The organism is Burkholderia sp. BC1, assembly GCF_052683555.1.
In genome coordinates, this window is the sequence record NZ_JBQYLP010000004.1 from 39,518 (window position 1) to 61,521 (window position 22,004).

Here is a 22,004-nt window from a genome sequence, read left to right on the forward strand (position 1 = left end):
AAACCGACATGCTGAAGCCGCCGCGGGAAACGTCGTCCCGCGCGAAACGCGCGGACGAACGCCGGCTGTCCGGCCGTTCGGCGGCGATGCGCGCGCTGCTCGCGCGCATCGAGAAAGTCGCGCCGACCGGCGCGAGCGTGATGATTGCGGGCGAAAGCGGCGTGGGCAAGGACATCGTCGCGCGTCGGTTGCACGAGTTGAGCCCGCGGCGCAACGGGCCGTTCGTCGCGGTCAACTGCGGCGCGATTCCCGCCGACATCGCGGAGTCGCAGCTGTTCGGCCACGAAAAAGGCAGCTTCACCGGCGCGACCGCGCAGCACACCGGCTTCTTCGAAGCCGCGCGCGGCGGCACGCTGCTGCTCGACGAAATCGCGGAAATGCCGGCCGCGCTGCAGGTGAAGCTGCTGCGCGCGCTGGAGTCGAATACGATCCTGCGCGTCGGCGGCACGGAAACCATCGCGCTCGACGTGCGGATCGTGTCCGCGACGCGCCACAATCCGGCCGACGCCGTGCGCGACGGCCGCCTGCGCGAAGACCTGTTCTACCGGCTCGCCGCGTTCGCGCTCGTCGTGCCGCCGCTGCGCCAGCGCGAAGGCGACGTCGAGGTGCTCGCGCAGGAATTCGTCGCGGCGCTCAATGCGCGGCACCGCTCCGACAAGCGGCTGACCGATGCGGCGATCGCCGCGCTGCGCGCGTACTCGTGGCCCGGCAACGTGCGCGAGCTGCGCAATACGATCGAGCGCGCGTACATCCTGGCGGACGACGGGATCGACGTCACGCTGCCGAAGCAGCCGGTGCCGGCCGACCTGATGCACGACGACGCGATCTCGCTGCCGCTCGGCGCGACGCTGCATCATGCGCAGCAACGCTTCATCGCCGCGACGCTGCGCCATTTCGAGGGCAACAAGCCGCTCGCGGCGAAAGCGCTCGGCATCAGCCTGAAGACGCTCTACAACCGGCTCGCGCTGATGCGCGAGGCCGGCGACGACGCCGCGCGCCCGGCGTCCGGCGAACGCGCTACGCGACCCTGAACTGGCCGACCGTCGACGCGAGCGCGTTCGCCTGCGTCTGCAGCGCCGACGCCGCCGCGGTCGACTGTTCGACCAGCGCCGCGTTCTGCTGCACCATCTCGTCGAGCTGCGTGACCGCGCGGTTCACTTCCTGGATGCCGCGCGTCTGTTCGTTCGCCGCATGCGTGATCTCGGAGATGATCGTCGTCACGTTGGCGACGTTCGACACGATCTCGCGCATCGTCTCGCCCGCCTGACGCACCTGCCCGGAGCCGGCCGACACGCTGTCGACCGTCGATTCGACGAGCACCTTCACTTCGCGCGCGGCCTGCGCGCTGCGCTGCGCGAGACTGCGCACTTCCTGCGCGACGACCGCGAAGCCGCGCCCCTGCTCGCCCGCGCGTGCCGCTTCGACGGCGGCGTTCAGCGCGAGGATGTTGGTCTGGAACGCGATGCCGTCGATCACGCCGATGATGTCGCCGATCCGGCCCGACGCTTCCTCGATCTTCGCCATCGTCGCGACGACGTCCGACACGACCGCGCCGCCGTGCGACGCGATGCGCGACGCGGCGGCCGCGCGCTCGTCCGCCTGGCCGGCTGCGGCCGCCGACTGGCCGACCGTCGCGGTGATCTGCTCCATCGACGCGGCCGTTTCCTCGAGGCTCGCGGCCGCCGATTCGGTGCGCGACGACAGATCCTGATTGCCCGCCGCGATCTCGTTCGCCGCCGTACGCACCGATTCGCTCGCATCGCGAATCTGCCGGATCACGTCGCTCAGCTTGTCGACGAAACGGTTGAACGAGCGCGCGATATCGGCCACTTCGTCGCGGCCCTCGGCCGGCAGCCGCTGCGTCAGATCGCCGCCGCCCGAACCGATCTCGGCCATCGCGAGCCGCACCTGGGACAAACGGCGAAACGCGGTCGTCGTGATTGCGCCGACGATCAACGACGCGACCGCGACGATCACGATCATCGTGATCAGCGAAGCGGTCAGCAGCGAGCGCATGCCGCCCGTCGCATCGGTCTTGTCGAGCGCGACGAGCGCGTACCAGTCGGTGCCCGGCACCGGCTGCGCGCGTACGAGCTTCGCGTCGTCGCCGACGTGCACCTCGACCGGCGCGCTCGCACCCGCGAGCGACGCCGCCGGAATCGCACCGAGATCGGGCGACAGGTCGGCGACCGGCTTCAGCGTCAGCTTCGAGTCGGGATGCGCGACCACGTGGCCGCTGCTGTCGATCAACATCCCGAAGCTCGCCGGCGTCGGATGAATCGACTTCACGTTCGCGATCACGCTGTCCATGCCGACGTCGGCCGCGACGACGCCCTTCAGCGCGCCGTCGCGCAGGATCGGCACCGCGAACGTGACGACCAGGTTACCGGTGCCCGCATCGACGTACGGCGGCGTGACGACCGGCTTGCCGGCCTGCGCCGCCTGCCGGTACCACGGCCGGCCGGTCGGATCGTAGTCGGCGGGAATGCCGGTCGGATCGGAAAACCGGAACGATTTGTCCGCATAGCCCGCATAGACGTTCGTGAAGCCGCCCGCGGCCGCCATCTGCTTGAACACCGGTAGCGGATCGGCGGACAGCGCGGCGTCCTGCAGCGATTCGACCATCCGGCGCCGCGTCGCGACCCAGTCCGCGATCCCGACCACGTGGCCGCTTGCAACCGACGTCAGGTTGCGATCGATCGCGTCGTTGTTGTACGAGCGCGCAATGAAATAGTTGATGAGGGTGGTGGCGACGAGCGCGAACACGACGATGGCGACGCACGCGGCGAGGATGCGGGTGCGGATGGACGAAAACATGGCGACGACTCGGTAAGGGTGCACAAACGCCCGGTGGAGGGATTCACCGGGTAAACGGCACGCGCGTCGCCGACTTGAGGGGTCCGTGACAAATCGATGAAACGTCTGACGAAACGCGCGCGCTCGGGCCGCTCGGGCCGCTCGGGCCGCTCGGGCCGCTCGGGCCGCTCGGGCCGAGCCTCGGCGCGCGTCGCGTCATGCCGGGACCGTCAAGGGCCCGAACGTGCGTCGGCGCCCGGCGGATCGTCGCCGGCGCCGCGCGAACGCGAATCCGGCACGATATCGGCGTCCTCGCGCATCCGTTCGCGCAGATGGCGGATCGCGATCACGCGGATGTAGTCGTGCACGCGCGCGCCGGACGACAGCGCACGTATCTCGGCGTCGAGCATCGCGTGCAATTGCTCCGCGTCGATCGCACGTCGCGCGGCAGCTTCCTTCAGCGAATCGAGCAAATCGTCCTGTGACATCGACGGACTCCTGACGGTCGAAGTGACGGAAACGGAACGGCAAGGAAAGCGTAACGAGTCGGAAGCCGTGCGGCGTGCGATGCGCCGCGGCTTGCTTGCGCGCGATCAATGAAAGGCGGCCGAGGCAGGCCGTTCGCGCAGGATCGATGAACATGTCGCGTCACCCCGGACGCGTCGCGGCGGGCGGACATGCACCGCGTGCATGTCGGCGCGTCGCCGTAGCGAGCAACTTAGACTCGCCGAAATGCTTCGTCAAGGGTCGCGATCGCCGGATCGCGCATGCATACGATGCCGGCGATGCCGGAAAGCGGGCGGGATGCGCGGCACCCCGCCCTTTTTCCAAGGCCGCCTTGCGACAGCCTACCCTCGTGCCAGAGAGTTCGCGATTCGACGGTGGCAGGCGATGCGGCCGGTCGCCGAAAGAAGACGGTCCACGCGTGCAAGCGGCGCAGCATGCGGCGGCAGCGACGATTCGGCGGTGTGCCAAACACGCGGCGTGCACCGAGCCGCATCGTGGCCACCGCGCATGCGCTCGCCAAGGCGCGCTGCGTCGAATGGCCTGCCACTGTCTCACGCGCGCCATGCGCCGTTTCTGACGCAGATCAAGCCCTGCGCGTTTCGTGCGCGCCGCGCGCGTTCAGCGGCCTTGCCCGCGTACGAGCAGCACGGGCACCTCGGCCAGATGTGCGACACGCCGCGCGACGCTGCCGATCAGCCACGCCGCAATGCCGCGCCGGCCGTGCGTGCCGACCACGAGCAGCTCCGCATGCCAGTGCACCGCATCGCGCATCAGCGCGTGCGCGACGTCGTCGCTCGTCGGGCGCGTCTCGACGATGCCGCGCCGCGTCGGGTTGCCGGTCGCATGCAGCATCGGCGCGACACACGCCAGCGCATCCTCGCCTTCGGCGCGATAGGCGTTCTCGAGCGCGCGCACCGGCACGATGTCGGTGAGCCGCACCGCGCGGTCGACCACGTAGGCCGCGTAGAGCAGCGTCTGCGGTGCCGCGAAGCCGAGCCCGACCTCGACCGCATGCAGCGACGGTTCGCTGCCGTCGACGGCGAACATCAGCCGCTGCAGCGGGCCGTCCGACTCGCGCGCATACGACGCAGGCACGAGCAGCAGCGCGCAATGTGCGCGCGTCGCGAGCGTGTCCGACATCGCACCTTCCACGAGCCGCAGCAGCCCGTGATGCGGATTCGCACCGACTACGAGCACGTCCGCGCCCCACTGCGACGTGTCGTTCGCGAGCGCGTCGGCGACCGAGCCGCCGGTGATCGACGTATCGACGATCGCGTGTTCGAGCGCGACGTCGCAATCCGCGAACAGCGCGACGGTGCGTTCGATCGTCGCCTGCGCGTCGTGCGTCATTTCCTTGCGCGCCGACGTCAGCAACGCATCGATGCGCGGAATGTCGGGCAGCACGAGACGCGGGTTGTCGATCGCGCAAACGATTCGCAGTTGCATGCCGGGACGCAGCAAGGTGCGGACATAGCGGGCGGCGGACAGCGATTCGGGTGTCGGGTCGATCGCGAGCGCGACGCGCGCGATGGACCGAGCGGACTGGGCAGGCTGCATGGCGAAGGCCTCCGTGCGTACGCGTCGTCGCGAACGACGACGGGAGCTTCGCGCAGCGCCGCGCGCGGCGGCCGAGGACGACCGGCGCGGAACGCATCGGCGGATGGCCACGCGAAGCGCGGACCAGCGATCGGGACAGGATAAAGCGTATCGGCCCGTGCGTGCATGATCGAAATCAGCGCACGCGCGGGCCCGGATGCCGCACGCAGCACGCGCGCGGGCGTCGGCCGCTCAGGACTTCGGCGTCGATACGGCCGGGCGATTCGCGTAGAACACCGTGTAGGCGATACCGAGCAGCACGATCCACAGCGGGCCGATCACGAGCGCGACGCGCGTATCGGGCGTGAACGCCATCAGCACGACGACGAACGCGAGAAACGCGAGCGCCACGTATGAGCCGAGCGGATAGAACGGCACGCGAATCGGCAGGCGCGCGATGCGGTCGGCCGACAGCGTGCGGCGAAAGCGCATCTGCGCGATCAGGATCACGCACCACGTCCAGATCGCGCCGAACGTCGACACCGACGTGAGCCACACGAAGACGTGCTGCGGCGCGAGGTAGTTCAGCAGCACGCCGACCAGTAGCAGCGCGACCGACACGATCACGCCATAGACGGGCACGCCGCTCGCATTGACGCGGCCGAGCACGCGCGGTGCCTGGCCTTGCTGCGCGAGGTTGTAGAGCATCCGCGCGGTGCTGAACAGGCCGCTGTTGCACGACGACAGGGCCGCCGTCAGCACGACGAAGTTGATGATGCCGGCCGCGGCCGGAATGCCGAGCCGCGAGAACGTCATCACGAACGGGCTGCCCTGCGTGCCGATCTGGTCCCACGGATAGATCGACATGATCACCGACAGCGCGCCGATGTAGAAAATCAGCACGCGCCAGAACACCGAGTTCACGGCCTTCGTCAGCGACTTCTCCGGGTTGCGCGCTTCGCCCGCGGTGAGGCCGAGCATTTCGACGCCGAGATACGCGAACATCACGATCGGCAGCGCGTCGATCACGCCGCCGATGCCGTGCGGCATGAAGCCGCCATGCGTCCAGAGGTTCGAAATGCCGGTCGCGACGCCGCCGTTGCCGATCCCGAACACGATCATCAGCGCGCCGCCGACGATCATCAGCACGATCGTGACGATCTTGATCAGCGCGAACCAGAATTCGAATTCGCCGTACAGCTTGACCGCGATGAAGTTCACCGCGCCCATCGCGCTGAGCGCGGCGAGCGCCCAGATCCAGTTCGGTACGGCGGGGAACCACATGTGCATGTAGACGCCGACTGCGGTGATTTCGGCCATGCAGGTGACGATCCAGACGAACCAGTAGGTCCAGCCGGTCAGATAGCCCGCGAGCGGGCCGAGATAGTCGCGCGCATAGCGGCTGAACGCGCCCGCGACGGGATTGGTGATCGCCATTTCGCCAAGCGCGCGCATGATCAGGAAGATCACGATGCCGCCGAGCAGATAGGTCAGCAGGATCGCGGGGCCGGCCGCGCGAATCGCGGTGGCCGAGCCGAGGAACAGGCCGACGCCGATCGTCGCGCCGAGTGCCATCAGGTTGATGTGCCGTTCTTCCAGCCCGCGGTGAAGCTGGTCTTCTTGCTGTTTCAAGTCCGTCTCCTGGCGGCCGCACGGCGGCCGCGTCATTGTGTCGAAGTCGATGCGCGAGCGTCGATGCCGTTATCGGCTGCCGAAAACGAAAAGGAGGCGCGACCGCTTTCCGACTGGAAAGCGATACGGATAGTGCGTCAATCCTTCGGAAATCGCCGCGAATTACCGGTGATTTCCGGAACAAATCCGGAATGACCGGTCGGGCCTTTCACGGAAGCCGCGCGCGGCCCGCGCGACGCGGCTGAGCGCGGCGGCGGGCGGCGACGGAATCCATCGCTTTCGGCGCGAACCATCGCGCGTCATGGGCGCGCGATTGGCGGCACCCAATAGGAAGGCGCGATTATAAGAAAGATCGGCGGTTTTACGCCAGCCGATTTTCTCGCGGTGAGGGTGCGGGAAATGGAGATGAAATTCGATTGGGTGGCGGGTGCATTCGAATCAGCGCATGAGCAAAGCATCGGAGAGAAAACTCGATTACCGCTGCACGTCGGCTAAGGCGAAAGCAGAAACGGCTCCGACGCGACCGGCGCGCTCACTGCCCCCAGCGGCCCCAGGCCGCGCCCAGAACAACGCCAACCCACAACCGCACCGTCATTTGCTCAACGTCGCGCGCACCGTATATTCGCCGCCCAGTGCCGTATGCTCCGGCCGGACGAAATAACGCGACGTATCGAGATCGGCCGGAATCGGCTCGACCGGATAGCCGTGCTTCTCCCACGCATCGAGCCCGCCCTTCAGCGCGCGGATGTTGTGGATCATCTTCTTGCGCTGCAGCTGCGCGACGATGCGCTTGGCCGTCGCTTCGTTCGGGCACACGCAATAGACGACAATCGGCCGCTTCAGCACTTCCGGATCGAGCAGATCGGGCGACTCGAGATCCAGCGGCACCGCGCCGGCGATCCGGTACGGTTCGCGCTCGCGGATCGCACGCGGCCGCGCGTCGAAAATCAGCGGCGGTTCGCTCGACGTCATCATCTCGACGAGCTGCGGCGGCGAAATGCGCACCTGCGCGAGCCAGCGGCGGAACTGCAGGCGCCGCACCCAGCGGTACAGCACGAACGTGATGAAGATCGCAAGGAACGCGTCGAGGATCGTGCCGCCGCTCGCGCGCACCCACAGCACGAACTGGACGATCTGGTCGTGAACCGCGGCGCCGCCGATCAGCCAGAACGCCGCCCAGAGCGACGCGCCCGCCAGATCCCAGAACAGAAACACGCCGACGCCGATGGCCGTCGTGCCGAGCAGCGGCGCCGACACGAGCCCGAGCCCCGGCAGGAATTTGGACAGCACGAGCAGCGGCGCGCCATACCTTTCAAATACGTTACGCGCGAAACGCAACGTCGTGTCGAGCGACAGCGAAAAGCGCACGAGCGCATTCAGCAGCCGGCGCCCGCGCGTGCGGCCCATGAAGAACCACAGCGAATCGGCCAGCATCGTCGCGCCGATCGCCGCGACGAACATGCTGGCCCACGAGGCCTGGCCCATCGCCGCCATCGTGCCGCCGAGAATCAGCATCGGCACGGCCGGCACCGGCACGCCGAGCTGCGTGATCAGCACGCTCGCGAACACGGCCCACGGGCCGAGCGACGATGGAATTGCGATCGGGAAATGCCACACGACGGCGCTCCTGGAGGACATGCGGACCGGGCGACGACGGCGGCCGTCGATACGGCTGTGCAATGCCGGCACCTACCTCTGCGCACCGGCACGACATGACGCGCATTCTAAACGGGTTTCGCCGGCGCCGCGCGCATGCCGGCCGGCGCCCTGCTCCGCTTCAACCGGGCGCGCGCGGCGCCAGTTGGGCGACGTGCTCCGCATATTCGGGAAACGCCTCGGCGAGCGCCTCGGCGTCGGCAAGCTCGAATTCCGCGAATTCGAAGCCCGGCGCCACCGTGCAGCCGACGAACGCGACCTGCTCGGGCGACACGCAGCGCGCGCCGAACCAGCGTCCGGCCGGCACGACGGCCTGGAACACGGTGCCCGGATGCACGAGCGGATTGCCGAGCCGGTGAATCGTCAGCCCGTCGCGTTCGTCGAGCACCCATACCTCGAGCGGATCGCCGGCATAGAAGTGCCAGACCTCGTCGGAGCGGATCCGGTGCCATGACGAATAGGCGCCGTCGCACAACAGGTAGTAGATCGCGGTAGACGCGGCGCGACGCGCGTCGTCGGACGGACGCACGATCGTGTCGGCGGCGCGGTAGGTTTCGCGAAAATAGCCGCCTTCGGGATGCGGCTGCAAGTCGAACTGGCGGATCAGGTCCGCGGCGGAAATCGGCATGGCGACGAGGAACGGTAAGTGGGGCGAATCCGCATCCGGCGAACGGACGGTCGCGAGACCAGCTGCACGCAGCCGAATGCGGCACGGCATCGGGCGCCGCGGCCATGCGCGCGACGCCCGCATCGCGGACGCAGACTACGCGACGACGATCGACGGCTTGCGCCGATCCTGCCAGAAGTGATGGCCGCGATGCAACCGCCCGCGCCGCCGCGCGGCGCGTACCGTAGCCGCGGGCGATTACGCGCGAGTCGGCGCCGGCGCCGGCACCGGCTCGTCGTGCCGGACCAGCAGCACGGCGCGATCGGCCGAGCGCAGCAGCGATTCGGCCACGCTGCCGAGCAACAGCCGGCGCAGCCCGTGCCGGCCGCTCGTGCCCATCACGATCAGATCGGCATCGGCTTCGGCCGCGGTGCGCATCAGCACCGCCGCGACCTCCTCGCCGTACGCGTCGAGCGCGCGCACGGTGCCCGGCACCTGCCGCTGCGCGAGCGCCGCTTTTGCTTCGTCGAGCACGGCCGTCGCGACATCGGCGGCCGCGGCGGCGTCGTCCTGCGTCTCGGCGAAACCGGCGCCGACGTCGACGAGCCGCGGCCGATGCTCGACCACGTACGCACACGTGATCGTGCCGCCGGAAGCGGCCGCGATCCGGATCGCCTCGTTCAGTGCGAGACGCGCACTCGGGCTGCCGTCGAGCCCGACGAAAATCCGCTTGTACATGTCCGTCCCTCCGATCGCGCCGACGCGCATCCTGCACGCGCGCCCTAGCCGGCTCGCGCCGATTTAACCGACCCTATTACAAAAAACGCCCAAAGCGAGCACAATTTCGCGTTGAAAACACAATCGACTGTGCCGGGCGCGGCTCTCGCCCGGGCAGCGCGCGTCGCTCGAGTGCCCGGGCGGCGGACAACAGAATGGCCAGCCAATGACCGCCAGAGGAACCCCAACCCGTGGCGCCCGAGAGCCCGCGCGCCTCCGGACCATGTTACGCCAGCCGCTTGCGGCCGGCACCGCGGCGCTCGTGATCGGCGCGGCGCTGTCGCTCGGCGTCGCGCTGCTGGTGCGCGACGAGTGGCAGGACGCCGTCCATGCACGCTTCGAGCGCCGTACCGCGCGCGTGACCGCGATGCTGCGCCACGAACTGCTGGCCGGCGTCGGGATACTCGACAGCGCGCGCGGCGCGCTCGCGCTCGTCCCGCAGATGACGCCCGAACAATGGACGCGCTACGCCCAATCGCTCGATCTCGACGCCAGCCGCTCGCCCGTTCGACAACTCGGCTACGCGCCGCTGTCGGATGAAACGCGCGCCGCACTCGCCGGACACGCGCCGATGCCGGCCGGCCCGCTCGCGACTGCAACGCTGAGCGCACCGCCGTCCGTCGCGCCGGTCGTGCGCTTCGGCGCACCGGACGCACAGGCGCTCGCGCGCACGCTGCGTACCGGCGAAGTCGCGCTCGGCGTGCATCCGGCCGACGACGATCTGTCCTACGACGCGCGCACGCTGACGCTGTTCGTGCCGGTCGCCGCTACGCGGCGCGCTGCCGGCGCACCGTCCGTCGCGAGCGACCTCGAGCCGGACGGCATCCTGTTCGCCGCGTTGAGCCCGCAGCGGCTGATCGACCGCGCGCTCGACGCGGAACGCGGAATCGATCTGAAGATCGGCGCGGGCAGCGATCCGCGCCCGATCGTCAGCGCCGAGACGACGACCGACGAGGCCGCCACGTCGCCATACCTGATGCGGCGCACCGAGATCCTCAATTTCGGCGGCACCGCGCTCACGCTCGCGTATTCGGCCGACGGGCGGCCGAGCGCAACGGGCGCGCAGCGCGCGGCCGCCACCGTGCTCGCGGCCGGGCTGCTCGCGTCGATCGCATTCGCGGTGCTCGTCCACGCACTGATGCGCAGCCGTGCGGCCGCCACGGGCGACGCGGGCGCCGGCAGCCGTCATCTGAACGAAGCGCGCATGATGGGCATCATCCGCTCGTCGATGGAGGCCATCATCACGATCGACGAGAAGCAGACGGTCGTGATCTTCAATCCGATGGCCGAGCAGGTGTTCGGCGTATCGGCCATGGAAGCGATCGGCGCGCCGCTGTCGCGCTTCATCCCCGAACGGTTTCGCGCGGCGCATGCGAAGCACGTCGACCAGTTCGGCGTGACGGGCGTATCGGAGCGGCAAATGGGACGCCAGCGCGTGCTGTTCGGGCTGCGCGCGAACGGCGAGGAGTTTCCGATCGAGGCGTCGATCTCGCAGATCCGCGACGGCTCCGGCAAGCTGTACACGGTGATGCTGCGCGACATCACCGAGCGGCTGCGCGCCGAGAACGCGGTGAGGCAGTCGCGCGAAGAGCTGCGCGAGCTGTCGGCCAACCTGCAGAACGTGCGCGAAGAGGAAAAGACGCGCATCGCGCGCGAACTGCACGACGATCTCGGCCAGCAGCTCACCGCGCTGAAGATGGATCTGTCGGTCGTCGAGCAGCGGCTGCGCGCGCCGGCCCACGCGGCGCCCGACGCCACCGTGCTCGCGCATCTGCAGGGCATGCGCAAGCTGATCGACGCGACGGTCGCGTCGGTGCGGCGCATCGCGGCCGATCTGCGTCCCGTGATGCTCGACGATCTCGGCCTCGTGCCGGCGATCGAATGGCTCGCCAACGATTTCACGAACCGCTACGGCATCGACGTCGAACGCCATGTCGAAACGGGCGGCATCGCCTTCACGAGCGCGGGCGCGACCACGCTGTTCCGCATCGTCCAGGAAGCGCTGACGAATGTCGCGCGCCATGCGGATGCGACGCGCGTCGCGCTGCGGCTCGACGTCGAAGACGGCTTCTGCGTGCTGCGCGTCGCCGACAACGGCCACGGCGCACCGCCCGGCGGCCCCGCGCACGAGGACAAATCGTTCGGGCTGATCGGCATTCGCGAGCGCGCGCACATGCTCGGCGGCACCGTGACGATCGATACCGCGCCGGCGCGCGGCTTTTCGATCACCGTCGCCCTGCCGCTCGGCAACGTTGAACAGGACAACCCCATCTCATGATCAAGGTGCTCATCGCCGACGACCATACGCTCGTGCGCGACGGTCTGCGGCACATCCTTCAGAACGCGACCGGTTTCGAAGTGGCCGGCGAAGCGTGCGACGGCCCGTCGACGATCGCGCTCGTCCGCGCGACGCCCGCGCAGGTGCTCGTGCTCGACCTGTCGATGCCGGGCCGCAACGGCGTCGAGCTGATCAAGCAGATCAAGGACGAGAAACCCGCGCTGCGCGTGCTCGTGCTGACGATGCACGCGGAGCAGCAGTACGCGGTGCGCGCGTTCCGCGCGGGCGCGTCCGGCTATCTGACGAAGGAAAGTGCGAGTGCGGAGCTGGTCGGCGCGGTCACGAAGGTCGCGTCCGGCGGCGTGTACGTCAGTCTCGTGATGGCCGAGCAGTTCGCGCAAAGCCTCAACGAGCCGGCCGACACGCTGCCGCATCAGCGACTGTCCGACCGCGAGTTCGACGTGTTCCGGCGCATCGCGGCCGGCCAAACGCTGACCGAAATCGCGCAGGCGCTATGCGTGAGCGCGAAGACGGTCAGCACCTACAAGACGCGGATTCTGGAAAAGATGCAGATGCCGCACGAAGCGGCGCTCGTGCGCTACGCGCTGCGGCACAAGCTCGTCGACGAGGCCGACGACATATGACGCGTGACGCGCGGGCGCGCGACCGCGCGTTTCGCTACTTCGCGGGCACCGGACACGCGAGATCGCCCTCCTCGCACGACAGATACGCCTTCAGCGTTTCGGTGCGCTCCTTCGTCAGATCGTCGAGGCAGGTCGCGACCACCATCGCATAGGCGCTGCCGCCGTCGGCATTCGCGCTCGAGAACTGGCATTCGGCATCGCGATACGCGATCCACGCGCGCTGCGCGGCGACCAGCTTGTCGGCGGCCGGCCGTGCGTCGCGCAACCGCGCGGTGACGGTCCGGTACGTGCGGTTCAGCACCGCGTCGGACTGCTTGTACGCGCGCTCGGCGCATGCGGTCAGCGTCGCCTGGTCGGACGCATTCGCACAATTCGCCTGCGCATGGGCGACGCTGGCCGCCAGCATCAGCGGGCACAGCAGCACGGCGGTCGGGACACGCATGGGATCGCTCCTTGTTGTTGGTTGACGTCGTGGAGTCCGGTACGGACGGAGGCCGCGTGCCGCGCGTCGGCGACACCGTCCGCGATGCTAGCGCACGTGCGTGCGAATGTCAGCGCCGTCGTGCGGCGGCCGGTCGGCCCGCGCGGCGGACGCAAAAAAGCCCGCACTCGAATCGGATCGAGTGCAGGCTTTGTCTTTGTTTCGGCGGTAGCGGCGGCGGCCGGGCGGCCGCCGTACGACCTCAGTGACCGACGTAGACGGGCGAGCCGTCGGTCGCGGCCGGCACGGCAACGCGCTGGCCCGCTTGCGATGCCGCGGCGGCGTTCGCGCCGTAGCCGGTCGCATCGGCGTTCGCGGCAGCGATCTTCGCCTGCGCGGCCTGGATGTTTTCCGGATAGTTCAGCCAGTCGTTCGGGTTGTAGCCGGCCTTTTCGAGCTGGACCAGTTCGGCGCGCACTTGCGCGCGCGTCAGCGGCTGCTGGTTCGACTGTGCGAACGAAACGACCGGTGCGGCAACCAGTGCGGCGAGTGCAACTGCCTTGATCAGCGATTTCATGATGCGTTACCTCCAGATTGTTTTGTCGGGCGCTTCGGACGCGAAGTCGTTGCGCATGTCTGGAATTCTAGGAGTGCACGCAATCAGGGTAAATACTTAAATCGCGAATTCACTGTTGACGAGATACATACAATCGCCGATCGAGCAGTCGAATCTTCTGACGATTATCGTCGTAGACGATATGAATCTGCGAAGCGACCGGCTCGATGCGCCGGCCGCCCGAGTGGCGTGACCGCCGTTATTGTGCGCCGTCGCCGGCGTCCGGCGCACCGGGCGTCGACGGCTGCAGCGGCGCCGCAGGCGCGACCGGCGACGCCGCGCTGCCGCTGCCCGCCACGCCCGGCATCGTGACGCCCGGCGCGGGCGACGCAGGCGGCTGGACCGGCGGCTGCGCCTGAGGCTGAGAACCCGCGCCCGACAGCGCGGCAGCGGACGCCGCCACTTCGGACGCCGGCACCCATTCCTCGACGATGCCGTCCGACGCGGCAGCGGCGGCCGACGCAGCCGCTTCGCTCGACGCCGTCCCGCTATCGGCCGGCTCGGGCTTGCGCGGCGTCCGCTGGACCTTGACCGGCGCGGCGGCCTTGTTCGGCTCGGGCCTGAACCATGTGTCGAACAGGTCCGTCACGCGCTCGCGCACCGACGCGAACCAGCCCGGCGACGGCTCCGTATCGAAGGTCGCCTTCGGATCGATCAGCCGAGCACGCTGCGCACGCTGGAAGAAATCGCCGACGATCGGCAGCGCGCTGTGCGCGCCCTGCCCCCAGTAGTCGCTGCGCAGCGTGACGCGGCCGTCGTCGAAGCCGACCCACGCGCCGGCGACGAGCGCGGGCTGCATCAGGATGAACCAGCCGTCCGCGTTGTCCTGCGTCGTACCGGTCTTGCCGGCCACGTCGCCGCGCACGCCGAAGCGCGTGCGGATGCTCGCGCCGGTGCCGCGCGTGACGACGTTGCGCATCGTGTCGAGCAGCGTCTTGTCGGCTTCCGCGTCGAGCGCGCGTTCCGGCGGCGCCGGCGCGAACTCGGCCAGCACGTCGCCGTTGCGGTTCTCGATCCGCGTCACCATCTGCGGCTCGACGTACAACCCGTCGTTCGCGATCGTCGCGTACGACGCGACCATCTCCTTCAGCGTCACGGGGCTCGTCCCGAGCGCGAGCGACGGCACGCGCTCGAGCGGACTCTCGCGCACGCCCATGTCGCGCGCGAGCCGCGCGACCGCCGCGGGGCCGACCTTCTCCATCACCTGCGCCGTGATCCGGTTGCGCGACAGCGCGAGCGCATCGCGCAGCGTCATCGGCTTGCCGGTCGGCGGCACGTCGTCGTTCGGCCGCCATACCTCGCCGCCTTTCAGCGGGATCTCCACCGGCTGGTCGACGAAGGTGTCGTCGGGCTTCATGCCGCGCTCGAACGCAGCGCCGTACACGAACGCCTTGAACGTCGAGCCCGGCTGCCGCCGCGCCTGCGCGACATGGTCGAACGGCTCGCTCGCGAAGTCGCGGCTGCCGACCCACGCGCGGATCTGCCCGTCGCGCGGATCGATCGCGACGAAGCCGGCCTGCACGTCGGTCTTCGCCTTGCACAGCGCACGCATGAAGCCGCGATCCGCGGCGAGCGCCTTCATCGCGGCCGCGTCGTCCTTGCCGGCATCCTGCGCGGCCTTGTATTCGGGCGATTCGCGCATGAAGGCGCGGAACACTTCGTTGTCGGTCCCGCAGCCGTCGCGGCCGCTCCAGGCGTTGTTCGCGATGCGCTGCAGTTCGTTCGTCTGCAGGATCAGCGCCTGCGTCGCCATCTGCTGCAGCCGCGCGTCGATCGTCGTGCGCACGATCAGCCCGTCCGAATAGATGTTGTAGTCGTTGCGGTCGGCCCACGCGATCAGCCATTTGCGCAGCTGCTGCGCAAAGTGCGGCGCCGGCCCCGGCGGCTCCTTCTGCCGCTCGAAGTCGATCCGCAGCGGCCGGCGCTGCAGTTGCGCGAACTGCGCGGGCGTCAGCTTCCCGTACTTCACCATCTGGCCGAGCACCGTATTGCGCCGCTGCAGCGCGCGTTCGGGGTTCAGCACCGGGTTGTAGTAGCTGTTGCCTTTCAGCATGCCGACGAGCGTCGCGCTGTCGAGCACGTCGAGTTCGTCGGCCGACTTGTCGAAGTAGGTGCGCGCGGCCATCTCGACGCCGTACGCGTTGTAGAGGAACGGCACCGTGTTCAGGTAAGTATCGAGGATCTGGTCCTTGCTGTACACGGCCTCGATCTTCAGCGCGGTGATCGCCTCCTTCAGCTTGCGCGTGAGCGTCGGCGCGCGGCCGATCTCGTCCGGATACAGGTTGCGCGCGAGCTGCTGCGTGATCGTCGAGCCGCCCTGCCGGTCGCCGGAGAACGTGTGGAGTGCGGCCGACGCGGTGCGCCGCCAGTCGAGGCCGTGATGCTGGTAGAACCGGTGATCCTCGGTCGCGATCAGCGCATCGACCACGTGCGGCGAGATCTGCGCGAGCGGCACCCATTCGCGGTTCGACGGCTTGAACTCGGCGAGCAGCTTGCCGTCCGCCGACAGCACGCGCGCCGGCTGATCGACGCGCGCCTTGCGAATGTCGCCGATGCCGGGCGTGAACGGCACGAGCGCGAGCACGTACAACGCGAATAGTGCGGGCACGGCGGCGGCCGCAAGCAGCACGCCGCGGCGCGTCGGATGACGGAGATGGTGCCAGCCGGCGGCCAGCATACGCTTGACGGGCACGGCGGCGGCGGCCGCGGCCGGTTGCGCGCGCGCAACCCATTGGGCAAGAAGGTCGCGCACGGACGACTCGTTTCGGCGATTCACGCGGGTCGGGGATCTGCTGGAAAGGCAGCATCGTACCAAAACTCGCGTGACGCCCCGCCGCACGGCGCACGCCCGGCGGCGCAAGCGTTCAGCGCACGAGGAAACCGTAGGTCAGCGGGTCGCGTTCGTCGACGATCCAGTTCGCGAAACCGCAGATGTGCGCGCTGCCCTCCACTTCCGGGATCACGGCCGGCATCCCGCCGACCGTCGTCTCGCGCAGCACGCGCCCCTTGAACACGGTGCCGACGATCGATTCGTTGACGAGCGTGTCGCCCGCCGCGAGCAAGCCGCGCTGGTAGAGCTGCGCGACGCGGCCGCCGGTGCCGGAACCGGTCGGCGAACGGTCGACTTCGCGGTCCGCGAACACGCAGCAGTTCGCCTGCGTCGAGCGCGGATCGCGCGGTGCGTTCGCGATGATCGTCCCGTAGATGTGATTGATTTCCGGAATCTCCGGATGCACGACCGGATACTTCGCGTTCGCGGCGGCCTTCACTTCCGCGCCAAAGCGGATCAGCCGTTCGACGGCCGATTCGCGCACGGGCAGATCGAACGGCGCGCCGTCGACGTAGAAATAGAACGCGCCGCCATACGCGATGTCGCCGGTCACGGTGCCGAACGACGGCGTATCGACCGACACGTCGCGCTGCCAGATGAACGACGGCACGTTGACGAAACGCACGGGGCCCGCGTGCTCGCCGTCCCACTGGACGAAGGCCTCGATGAAGCCGCACGGCGCATCGATGCCGACGCGCGTTTCCGGCACCGTGCGCTGCACCCAGCCGAGTTCGACCGCCGCGGTCGACAGCGCGATCACGCCGTGCCCGCAATGGTCGCTATAGCCTTCGTTGTGCACGAAGATCACGCCGAAATCCGCGTTCGGCGACACGGGCTCGGTCAGATAGCCGCCGTACATGTCGGCGTGGCCGCGCGGCTCGAACATCAGCGCGCGGCGGATCTCGTCGGCGTGCTCTTTGAGCCATGCGCGGCGCCGCACGATCGTGTCGCCCGGCAGACGCGGCAGCCCGCTCGTGACGATGCGGAACGCTTCGCCGCCCGTATGGACTTCGACGGTGGACAAGGAACGGGAGATCTTCATGATCGATTCGGGAACGTGAACGCGAAACGACGACGGCGCGACGCGCCGCCGGCGACGGGCGTACGGCTATCGTGCGTAGGGCTCGGGCAAGCCGTTGCGGATCACGTAGACGGTCGTCGGCGCGCCCTGCAGGTCGCCGTTCGCGTCGAAGGAATAGCTGCCTGCGACGCCCGCGTAGTTCGACTTCGCGAGCTGCGCGATCAGCTTCGCCTTGTCGGTGGTCGTGCCGGCCTTGGCCATCGCATCGGCGAGCAGCTTCACGCCGTCGTAGTAGTTCACCGCGTACACCTGCGTGTCGGCGTGATAGGTGTCGTGATACTTCTTCAGGAATGCGCGGCCGTCCGGCGTCTTGTCGAGCGCGACGCCGCCTTGCGCGCAGTAGACGATCGACGCCGCCTCGCCCGCCACCTTGCCCATGTCGGCCGAGCAGATGCCGTCGCCGCCGAGCAGCTTCGCGCGCAGCCCGCGCTGCTTCATCTGCTTGGCCATCGGCGCGCCCTGCGCCGCATAGCCGCCGAAGAAGATCACGTCCGGATTGCCGGCCTTGATCTTGGTGAGGATCCCGAGGAAATCGGTCGCCGACGAATTCGTGTATTCCTGGTCGACGATGCGGATGCCGTTGGCCTTCGCGACTTTCGCGAACTGTTCGGCGATCCCTTGCCCGTATGCGGTTCGATCGTCGATGATCGCGGCCGTCTTCGCGTTCAGCGTCTTCGCGGCGAACGTGGCCATCGTGCCGCCGAGCTGCTCGTCGCTCGCACCGATCCGGAAGATGTTCTTGAAGCCCTGCCGCGTGAGCGCCGGATTCGACGCGACCGGCAGGATCGGCACGCCGGCGTTCGCATACACGCGCGACGCCGGAATCGCGACGCCCGAGTTGTACGGGCCGAGCACCGCGACGACGCCCTTGTCGACGAGGTTCTGTGCGACCTGCACGCCGACCTTGGGATCGGCCTGATCGTCCTCCGACAGCAGCCGGAACGTGACCGTCTTGCCCGCGACCTTCACGCCGGCCCGGTTCAGTTCGTCGACCGCGAGCCGCGCGCCGTTTTCGTTGTCCTTGCCGTTCGCGGCCTGCGGGCCCGTGAGCGGCGCGGAGTGGCCGATCGTCACGACTTCCTGCGCATGGGCCGACGCGAGCGTGCCGGCCGCGACGGCGACCGACAGCACGGTAACGAGGTATCGCATGACGCGCTCCCGACTGGTTGGATCGCAACCAATGTAGACGACGCGTGGTCGCCCCGCAAGCAATTTCAAAATAATCGGCGGCAATCTGGTTCCGGCGTCAACCAGATCAGCGCACCGCTATTTCGGCGCGATGTCGCGTCGAACGCGCCGGATGTGCTGCTCGACGTAGAACGCGGCCGCGTCCGCATCGCCGGAGACGATCGCTTCGTAGATCAGCCGGTGTTCGGACACGTAGAGCCGGATCCGGCCTGCGTCGTAGATGCCGTCGTCCTTGAGCCGCTTCCACAACGGCTGATCCATCGTCTTCGCGACTTCGTCGGCGATCTTCACGATCAATGCGTCGCCGGTCATCAGCGCGAGCTGCCGGTGGAACAGCCGGTCGCTTTCGTTCCATAGCGCGCGCTGCCGCGGATCGTCGATGTCGCTGATCGTTTCCATCTGCGCGAGATAGCCCTCGGCGACCGGATCGGCGCGCCCCTGCGCCGCGGCGAGCCGTGCGATCGCGGGTTCGAGGATCAGCCGCACGTCGAGCGTCGACGTCGGGCTCACGTCGGCTTCGGACGGGTCGCGCGCGTCGCCGCGCTGCGCGAGCACGTCGAGCGGCGACGACACGACGTAGGTGCCCGAATTGCGCTTCGTGAACACGAGCCCCTCGTTCTGCAACGCGCCGATCGCTTCGCGCACCGCGGGCCGGCCGACCTGGAACAGCGCCGCGAGCTCGCGCTCGGACGGCAGCCGCGTGTCGGGCGCATAGCGTCCGGCACGAATCTCGTCCCGGATCTTCTCCGCAACCTGCTCGTAGATTTGCAGCGGACGGAAACCGCCTTCGGGGGATTCGGGACGCGCGGACATCGTCTGGGGGCTCCTGCGTGGTCGGATGAGAATCGAAACGGATCGATCGCGGGCGTGGCACGCGACAGCGATCGGTGGACAGATATTAGAACCAAAACCGGCCGGATGCTCGGTTTCCGGACTTGCCGCCGCGCGGCAAACTGGTATAAATTCGATCCAGCCTGCCATATGTCGCGGTATCCGGCAGCCCGTCGCGCGCACACCGCGCGCTCGTCCACGCTCACCGACGCCTACGATGACCGCCCTCTCCCGGACTCCCGTTTTCGACGCCGCCGATACGGCCGCGCTGCTCGACTACCCGGCGCTGCTCGCCACGCTCGCCCGCACCGTCGCCGACTACGCGGCCGGCAAGATCGTCAGCCCCGAGCGGCTCGTCGTGCCGCTGCAGGCCGGCGGCGTGATGCTGTCGATGCCGTCCAGCGCGCACGATCTCGCGATCCACAAGCTCGTCAACGTATGCCCCGGCAATGCGGCGCGCGGGCTGCCGACGATCCTCGGCCAGGTGATCGCATGCGATGCGACGACGGGCGAGATGCGCTTCGTGCTCGACGGCCCGACCGTTACCGGTCGCCGCACGGCGGCCGTCACCGCGCTCGGCGTCCAGGCGCTGCACGGCACGCCGCGCGAGATCCTGCTGATCGGCACCGGCAAGCAGGCCGCGAATCACGCGGAGGCGTTCACGGCGCTCTTTCCCGACGCGCGGCTGCACGTGCGCGGTTCGCGGCCCGCGAGCGCGGCCGAATTCTGCGCGGCACATCGCGAGCACGCACCGCAGCTCGTGCCGCTCGACGGCGACGCGATTCCCGATGCGATCGACGTCGTCGTCACGCTGACGACGAGCCGCACGCCCGTCTATCGCGACGCGGCGCGCGAAGGCCGGCTCGTGGTCGGCGTCGGCGCGTTCACGGCGGACGCGGCCGAAATCGCGGCGGACACCGTGCGGCACAGCCGGCTCGTCGTCGACGACCCGGCCGGCGCGCGCCATGAAGCGGGCGACCTGATCGTCGCGAACGTCGACTGGCGGCAGGTCGCCTCGCTCGCCGACGTGCTGAACGGCACGTTCGCGCGCGGCGGCCCGATGCTGTTCAAGACGGTGGGCTGCGCGGCATGGGATCTCGCCGCGTGCCGCACGGCGCGCGATGCGCTCGCCGCGCGCGAGCAGCGTTGAACGTACGTCCCGCAACACTGAGCCGCCGACGCGGCGCCGGGCCGCGCCCGCGGCGCGCAGCATGCGGTACCCGCTGCGCGCACGCGTTCGTTGCGCCGCACCCGCTGTAGGAAACCCCCTACAACGCGACGAAGCGGCCTACGCCAACTTCCAATTCCGCCGATTTCCTTTTCCGCGGCGCAGCACGATACTGGCCCGATGAATGCCGGTCCGTCGCCCGCTGTGCTTCGGGTGTTCCTCGTCGATCATGCCGTGCCCGTGCGGCGCCGGATCGCGCTGCTCGTCGGCGCGATCCGCGGCGTCGCGGTCGTCGGCGAAGCGGAGGACGGCCAGCGCGCGTGGACGCAGATTCACCGCAGCCGGGCCGACGTCGTGATCGTCGATCTGCGGCTGGCCGACGGCAGCGGCCTCGACCTGATCGGAATGTTGTCGAAGGCGGTCCCGCGCATCGTCACGATCGTGCTGACGAACCATTCCGCGCCGGCATTCAGACAAGCGTGCGCGGCTGCCGGCGCCGATTATTTCTTCGACAAGACCGTCGAATTCGACGCCGCGTGCCGCCTGATCGAATCGCTGGTGCACGCGCGCGCGCACCGACCCTGACCGTGCCGGAGTGTCTCATGTCCACTGCTACCGCCAGCGTCCTCGACGCGCCCGTGATCGGCCCGCAACCGATCGAGCTTCAGGCCGTCGCGCGCGCCGATTCGGCCAAGCCGGCGGCCGCGCGCTGCTCGGCGTGCGCGATGCGCGCGATGTGCCTGCCGCCGCATCTGACCGCGGCCGAGTACAGCCGCCTCGACGCGATCATCTGCGCGACACGCCATGTGCGTCAGGGCGATGCGCTGTTCCGCGCGGACGATCCGTTCCACAGCCTGTACGCGGTACGCGCCGGCTCGTTCAAGACGGTGATGATGCATCGCGACGGCCGCGAGCACGTGACGGGTTTCCAGATCGCCGGCGAAACGCTCGGCCTCGACGGCATCGGCAGCGGCCAGCACTGCTGCGACGCGATCGCGCTCGAGGACAGCGTCGTGTGCATCATCCCGTTCGACGCGCTCGAAGCGGCGTGCCGCGAGATCAAGCCGATGCAGCACTTCCTCTATCAGCTGCTCAGCAGCGAGATCGTGCGCGAATCGAGCCAGATGCTGCTGCTCGGCACGATGTCGGCCGAGCAGCGCGTCGCGCACTTTCTGCTGAATCTGTCGTCGCGCTTCCAGGCGCGCGGCTATTCGGCGTCGGAATTCAATTTGCGGATGACGCGCGAGGAAATCGGCTGCTATCTCGGGATGAAGCTGGAAACGGTCAGCCGGATGTTCTCGCGCTTCCATCGCGACGCGCTCGTCGAAACGCGCGGCAAGCGCGTGCGGATTCTCGACGCGCAGGCGCTCGCCCGCGTGTGAGGCACGCGAACCGACGCGCGCCGGCAGCGGCCCGTTCGCGGCCGGCCGCGGCGC

The 22,004-nt window shown here is 68.8% G+C and carries 19 protein-coding genes; 6 read left to right on the forward strand and 13 right to left on the reverse strand.

Annotated elements, in window-relative coordinates; genetic code table 11:
* Positions 1-8 precede the first annotated feature (8 nt).
* Positions 9-1,031, forward strand: coding sequence for a sigma-54 interaction domain-containing protein (locus tag ACSHSS_RS03395; protein ID WP_230943085.1), 1,023 nt, complete (start codon positions 9-11; stop codon positions 1,029-1,031).
* On the opposite strand, the gene ACSHSS_RS03400 is transcribed toward ACSHSS_RS03395, so the two are convergent.
* From ACSHSS_RS03400 to ACSHSS_RS03430, 7 genes are all read right to left on the reverse strand, one after another.
* Positions 1,018-2,817: a methyl-accepting chemotaxis protein gene (locus ACSHSS_RS03400; protein WP_006397076.1), complete on the reverse strand. Its 1,800-nt coding sequence runs from the start codon at positions 2,815-2,817 to the stop codon at positions 1,018-1,020. The two genes, ACSHSS_RS03395 and ACSHSS_RS03400, sit on opposite strands and share 14 nt — an antisense overlap.
* Positions 2,818-3,026: 209 nt before the next feature.
* The gene (locus tag ACSHSS_RS03405; protein ID WP_012217005.1) at positions 3,027-3,284 is read right to left on the reverse strand and encodes a DUF3562 domain-containing protein; all 258 of its coding nucleotides are present in this window, start codon (positions 3,282-3,284) and stop codon (positions 3,027-3,029) included.
* 637 nt (positions 3,285-3,921) lie between these two features.
* A complete protein-coding gene (locus ACSHSS_RS03410) occupies positions 3,922-4,860 on the reverse strand; it encodes a universal stress protein (protein ID WP_445544576.1) in 939 nt (312 codons plus the stop codon).
* A gap of 231 nt (positions 4,861-5,091) precedes the next feature.
* A complete protein-coding gene (locus ACSHSS_RS03415) occupies positions 5,092-6,471 on the reverse strand; it encodes an amino acid permease (RefSeq protein ID WP_230940379.1) in 1,380 nt (459 codons plus the stop codon).
* Positions 6,472-7,062: 591 nt separating this feature from the next.
* Entirely contained in the window at positions 7,063-8,088 is a 1,026-nt protein-coding gene (locus ACSHSS_RS03420; RefSeq protein WP_006397086.1) for a DedA family protein/thiosulfate sulfurtransferase GlpE, read from the reverse strand.
* 160 nt (positions 8,089-8,248) lie between these two features.
* Entirely contained in the window at positions 8,249-8,755 is a 507-nt protein-coding gene (locus ACSHSS_RS03425; protein ID WP_445544577.1) for a cupin domain-containing protein, read from the reverse strand.
* Positions 8,756-8,992: 237 nt separating this feature from the next.
* Complete coding sequence (locus ACSHSS_RS03430; protein WP_445544578.1) at positions 8,993-9,472, reverse strand: universal stress protein; 480 nt, start codon at positions 9,470-9,472, stop codon at positions 8,993-8,995.
* Between the two features lie 205 nt (positions 9,473-9,677).
* Here ACSHSS_RS03430 and ACSHSS_RS03435 point away from each other — a divergent pair, with 205 nt between their 5' ends.
* Together ACSHSS_RS03435 and ACSHSS_RS03440 are read left to right on the forward strand one after the other, a co-directional pair.
* On the forward strand, positions 9,678-11,789 hold the full coding sequence (locus ACSHSS_RS03435) for a PAS domain-containing sensor histidine kinase (RefSeq protein ID WP_181159453.1): 2,112 nt from the start codon (positions 9,678-9,680) through the stop codon (positions 11,787-11,789).
* Positions 11,786-12,433, forward strand: coding sequence for a response regulator (locus tag ACSHSS_RS03440; protein WP_217059885.1), 648 nt, complete (start codon positions 11,786-11,788; stop codon positions 12,431-12,433). The genes ACSHSS_RS03435 and ACSHSS_RS03440 overlap by 4 nt, the downstream gene beginning before the upstream one ends.
* 34 nt (positions 12,434-12,467) lie before the next feature.
* Here the strand turns inward: ACSHSS_RS03440 and ACSHSS_RS03445 are convergent, their stop codons facing one another.
* From ACSHSS_RS03445 to ACSHSS_RS03470, 6 genes are all read right to left on the reverse strand, one after another.
* Positions 12,468-12,875, reverse strand: a complete 408-nt coding sequence (locus ACSHSS_RS03445; protein WP_445544579.1) for a lysozyme inhibitor LprI family protein — start codon at positions 12,873-12,875, stop codon at positions 12,468-12,470.
* Positions 12,876-13,116: 241 nt separating this feature from the next.
* Entirely contained in the window at positions 13,117-13,431 is a 315-nt protein-coding gene (locus ACSHSS_RS03450; RefSeq protein ID WP_006416472.1) for a DUF4148 domain-containing protein, read from the reverse strand.
* Between the two features lie 238 nt (positions 13,432-13,669).
* Positions 13,670-16,222, reverse strand: coding sequence for a penicillin-binding protein 1A (locus tag ACSHSS_RS03455; RefSeq protein ID WP_445544580.1), 2,553 nt, complete (start codon positions 16,220-16,222; stop codon positions 13,670-13,672).
* A gap of 112 nt (positions 16,223-16,334) precedes the next feature.
* Positions 16,335-17,342: a trans-3-hydroxy-L-proline dehydratase gene (gene lhpH / locus ACSHSS_RS03460; RefSeq protein WP_006397095.1), complete on the reverse strand. Its 1,008-nt coding sequence runs from the start codon at positions 17,340-17,342 to the stop codon at positions 16,335-16,337.
* A 66-nt stretch (positions 17,343-17,408) separates the two neighbouring features.
* Positions 17,409-18,530, reverse strand: a complete 1,122-nt coding sequence (locus tag ACSHSS_RS03465; protein ID WP_217261427.1) for a branched-chain amino acid ABC transporter substrate-binding protein — start codon at positions 18,528-18,530, stop codon at positions 17,409-17,411.
* A 117-nt stretch (positions 18,531-18,647) separates the two neighbouring features.
* Positions 18,648-19,382, reverse strand: a complete 735-nt coding sequence (locus ACSHSS_RS03470) for a FadR/GntR family transcriptional regulator (protein WP_012217014.1) — start codon at positions 19,380-19,382, stop codon at positions 18,648-18,650.
* Between the two features lie 235 nt (positions 19,383-19,617).
* Between ACSHSS_RS03470 and lhpI the strand changes: the two genes are divergently transcribed.
* The 3 genes from lhpI (at position 19,618) to ACSHSS_RS03485 (ending at position 21,950) form a co-directional block, all read left to right on the forward strand.
* Complete coding sequence (gene lhpI / locus ACSHSS_RS03475) at positions 19,618-20,550, forward strand: bifunctional Delta(1)-pyrroline-2-carboxylate/Delta(1)-piperideine-2-carboxylate reductase (RefSeq protein WP_445544581.1); 933 nt, start codon at positions 19,618-19,620, stop codon at positions 20,548-20,550.
* Between the two features lie 198 nt (positions 20,551-20,748).
* A complete protein-coding gene (locus ACSHSS_RS03480; RefSeq protein ID WP_006397100.1) occupies positions 20,749-21,153 on the forward strand; it encodes a response regulator in 405 nt (134 codons plus the stop codon).
* Between the two features lie 17 nt (positions 21,154-21,170).
* Positions 21,171-21,950 (forward strand): helix-turn-helix domain-containing protein, encoded by a 780-nt coding sequence (locus ACSHSS_RS03485; protein WP_006397101.1) that lies wholly within the window; start codon positions 21,171-21,173, stop codon positions 21,948-21,950.
* Positions 21,951-22,004: the final 54 nt, after the last annotated feature.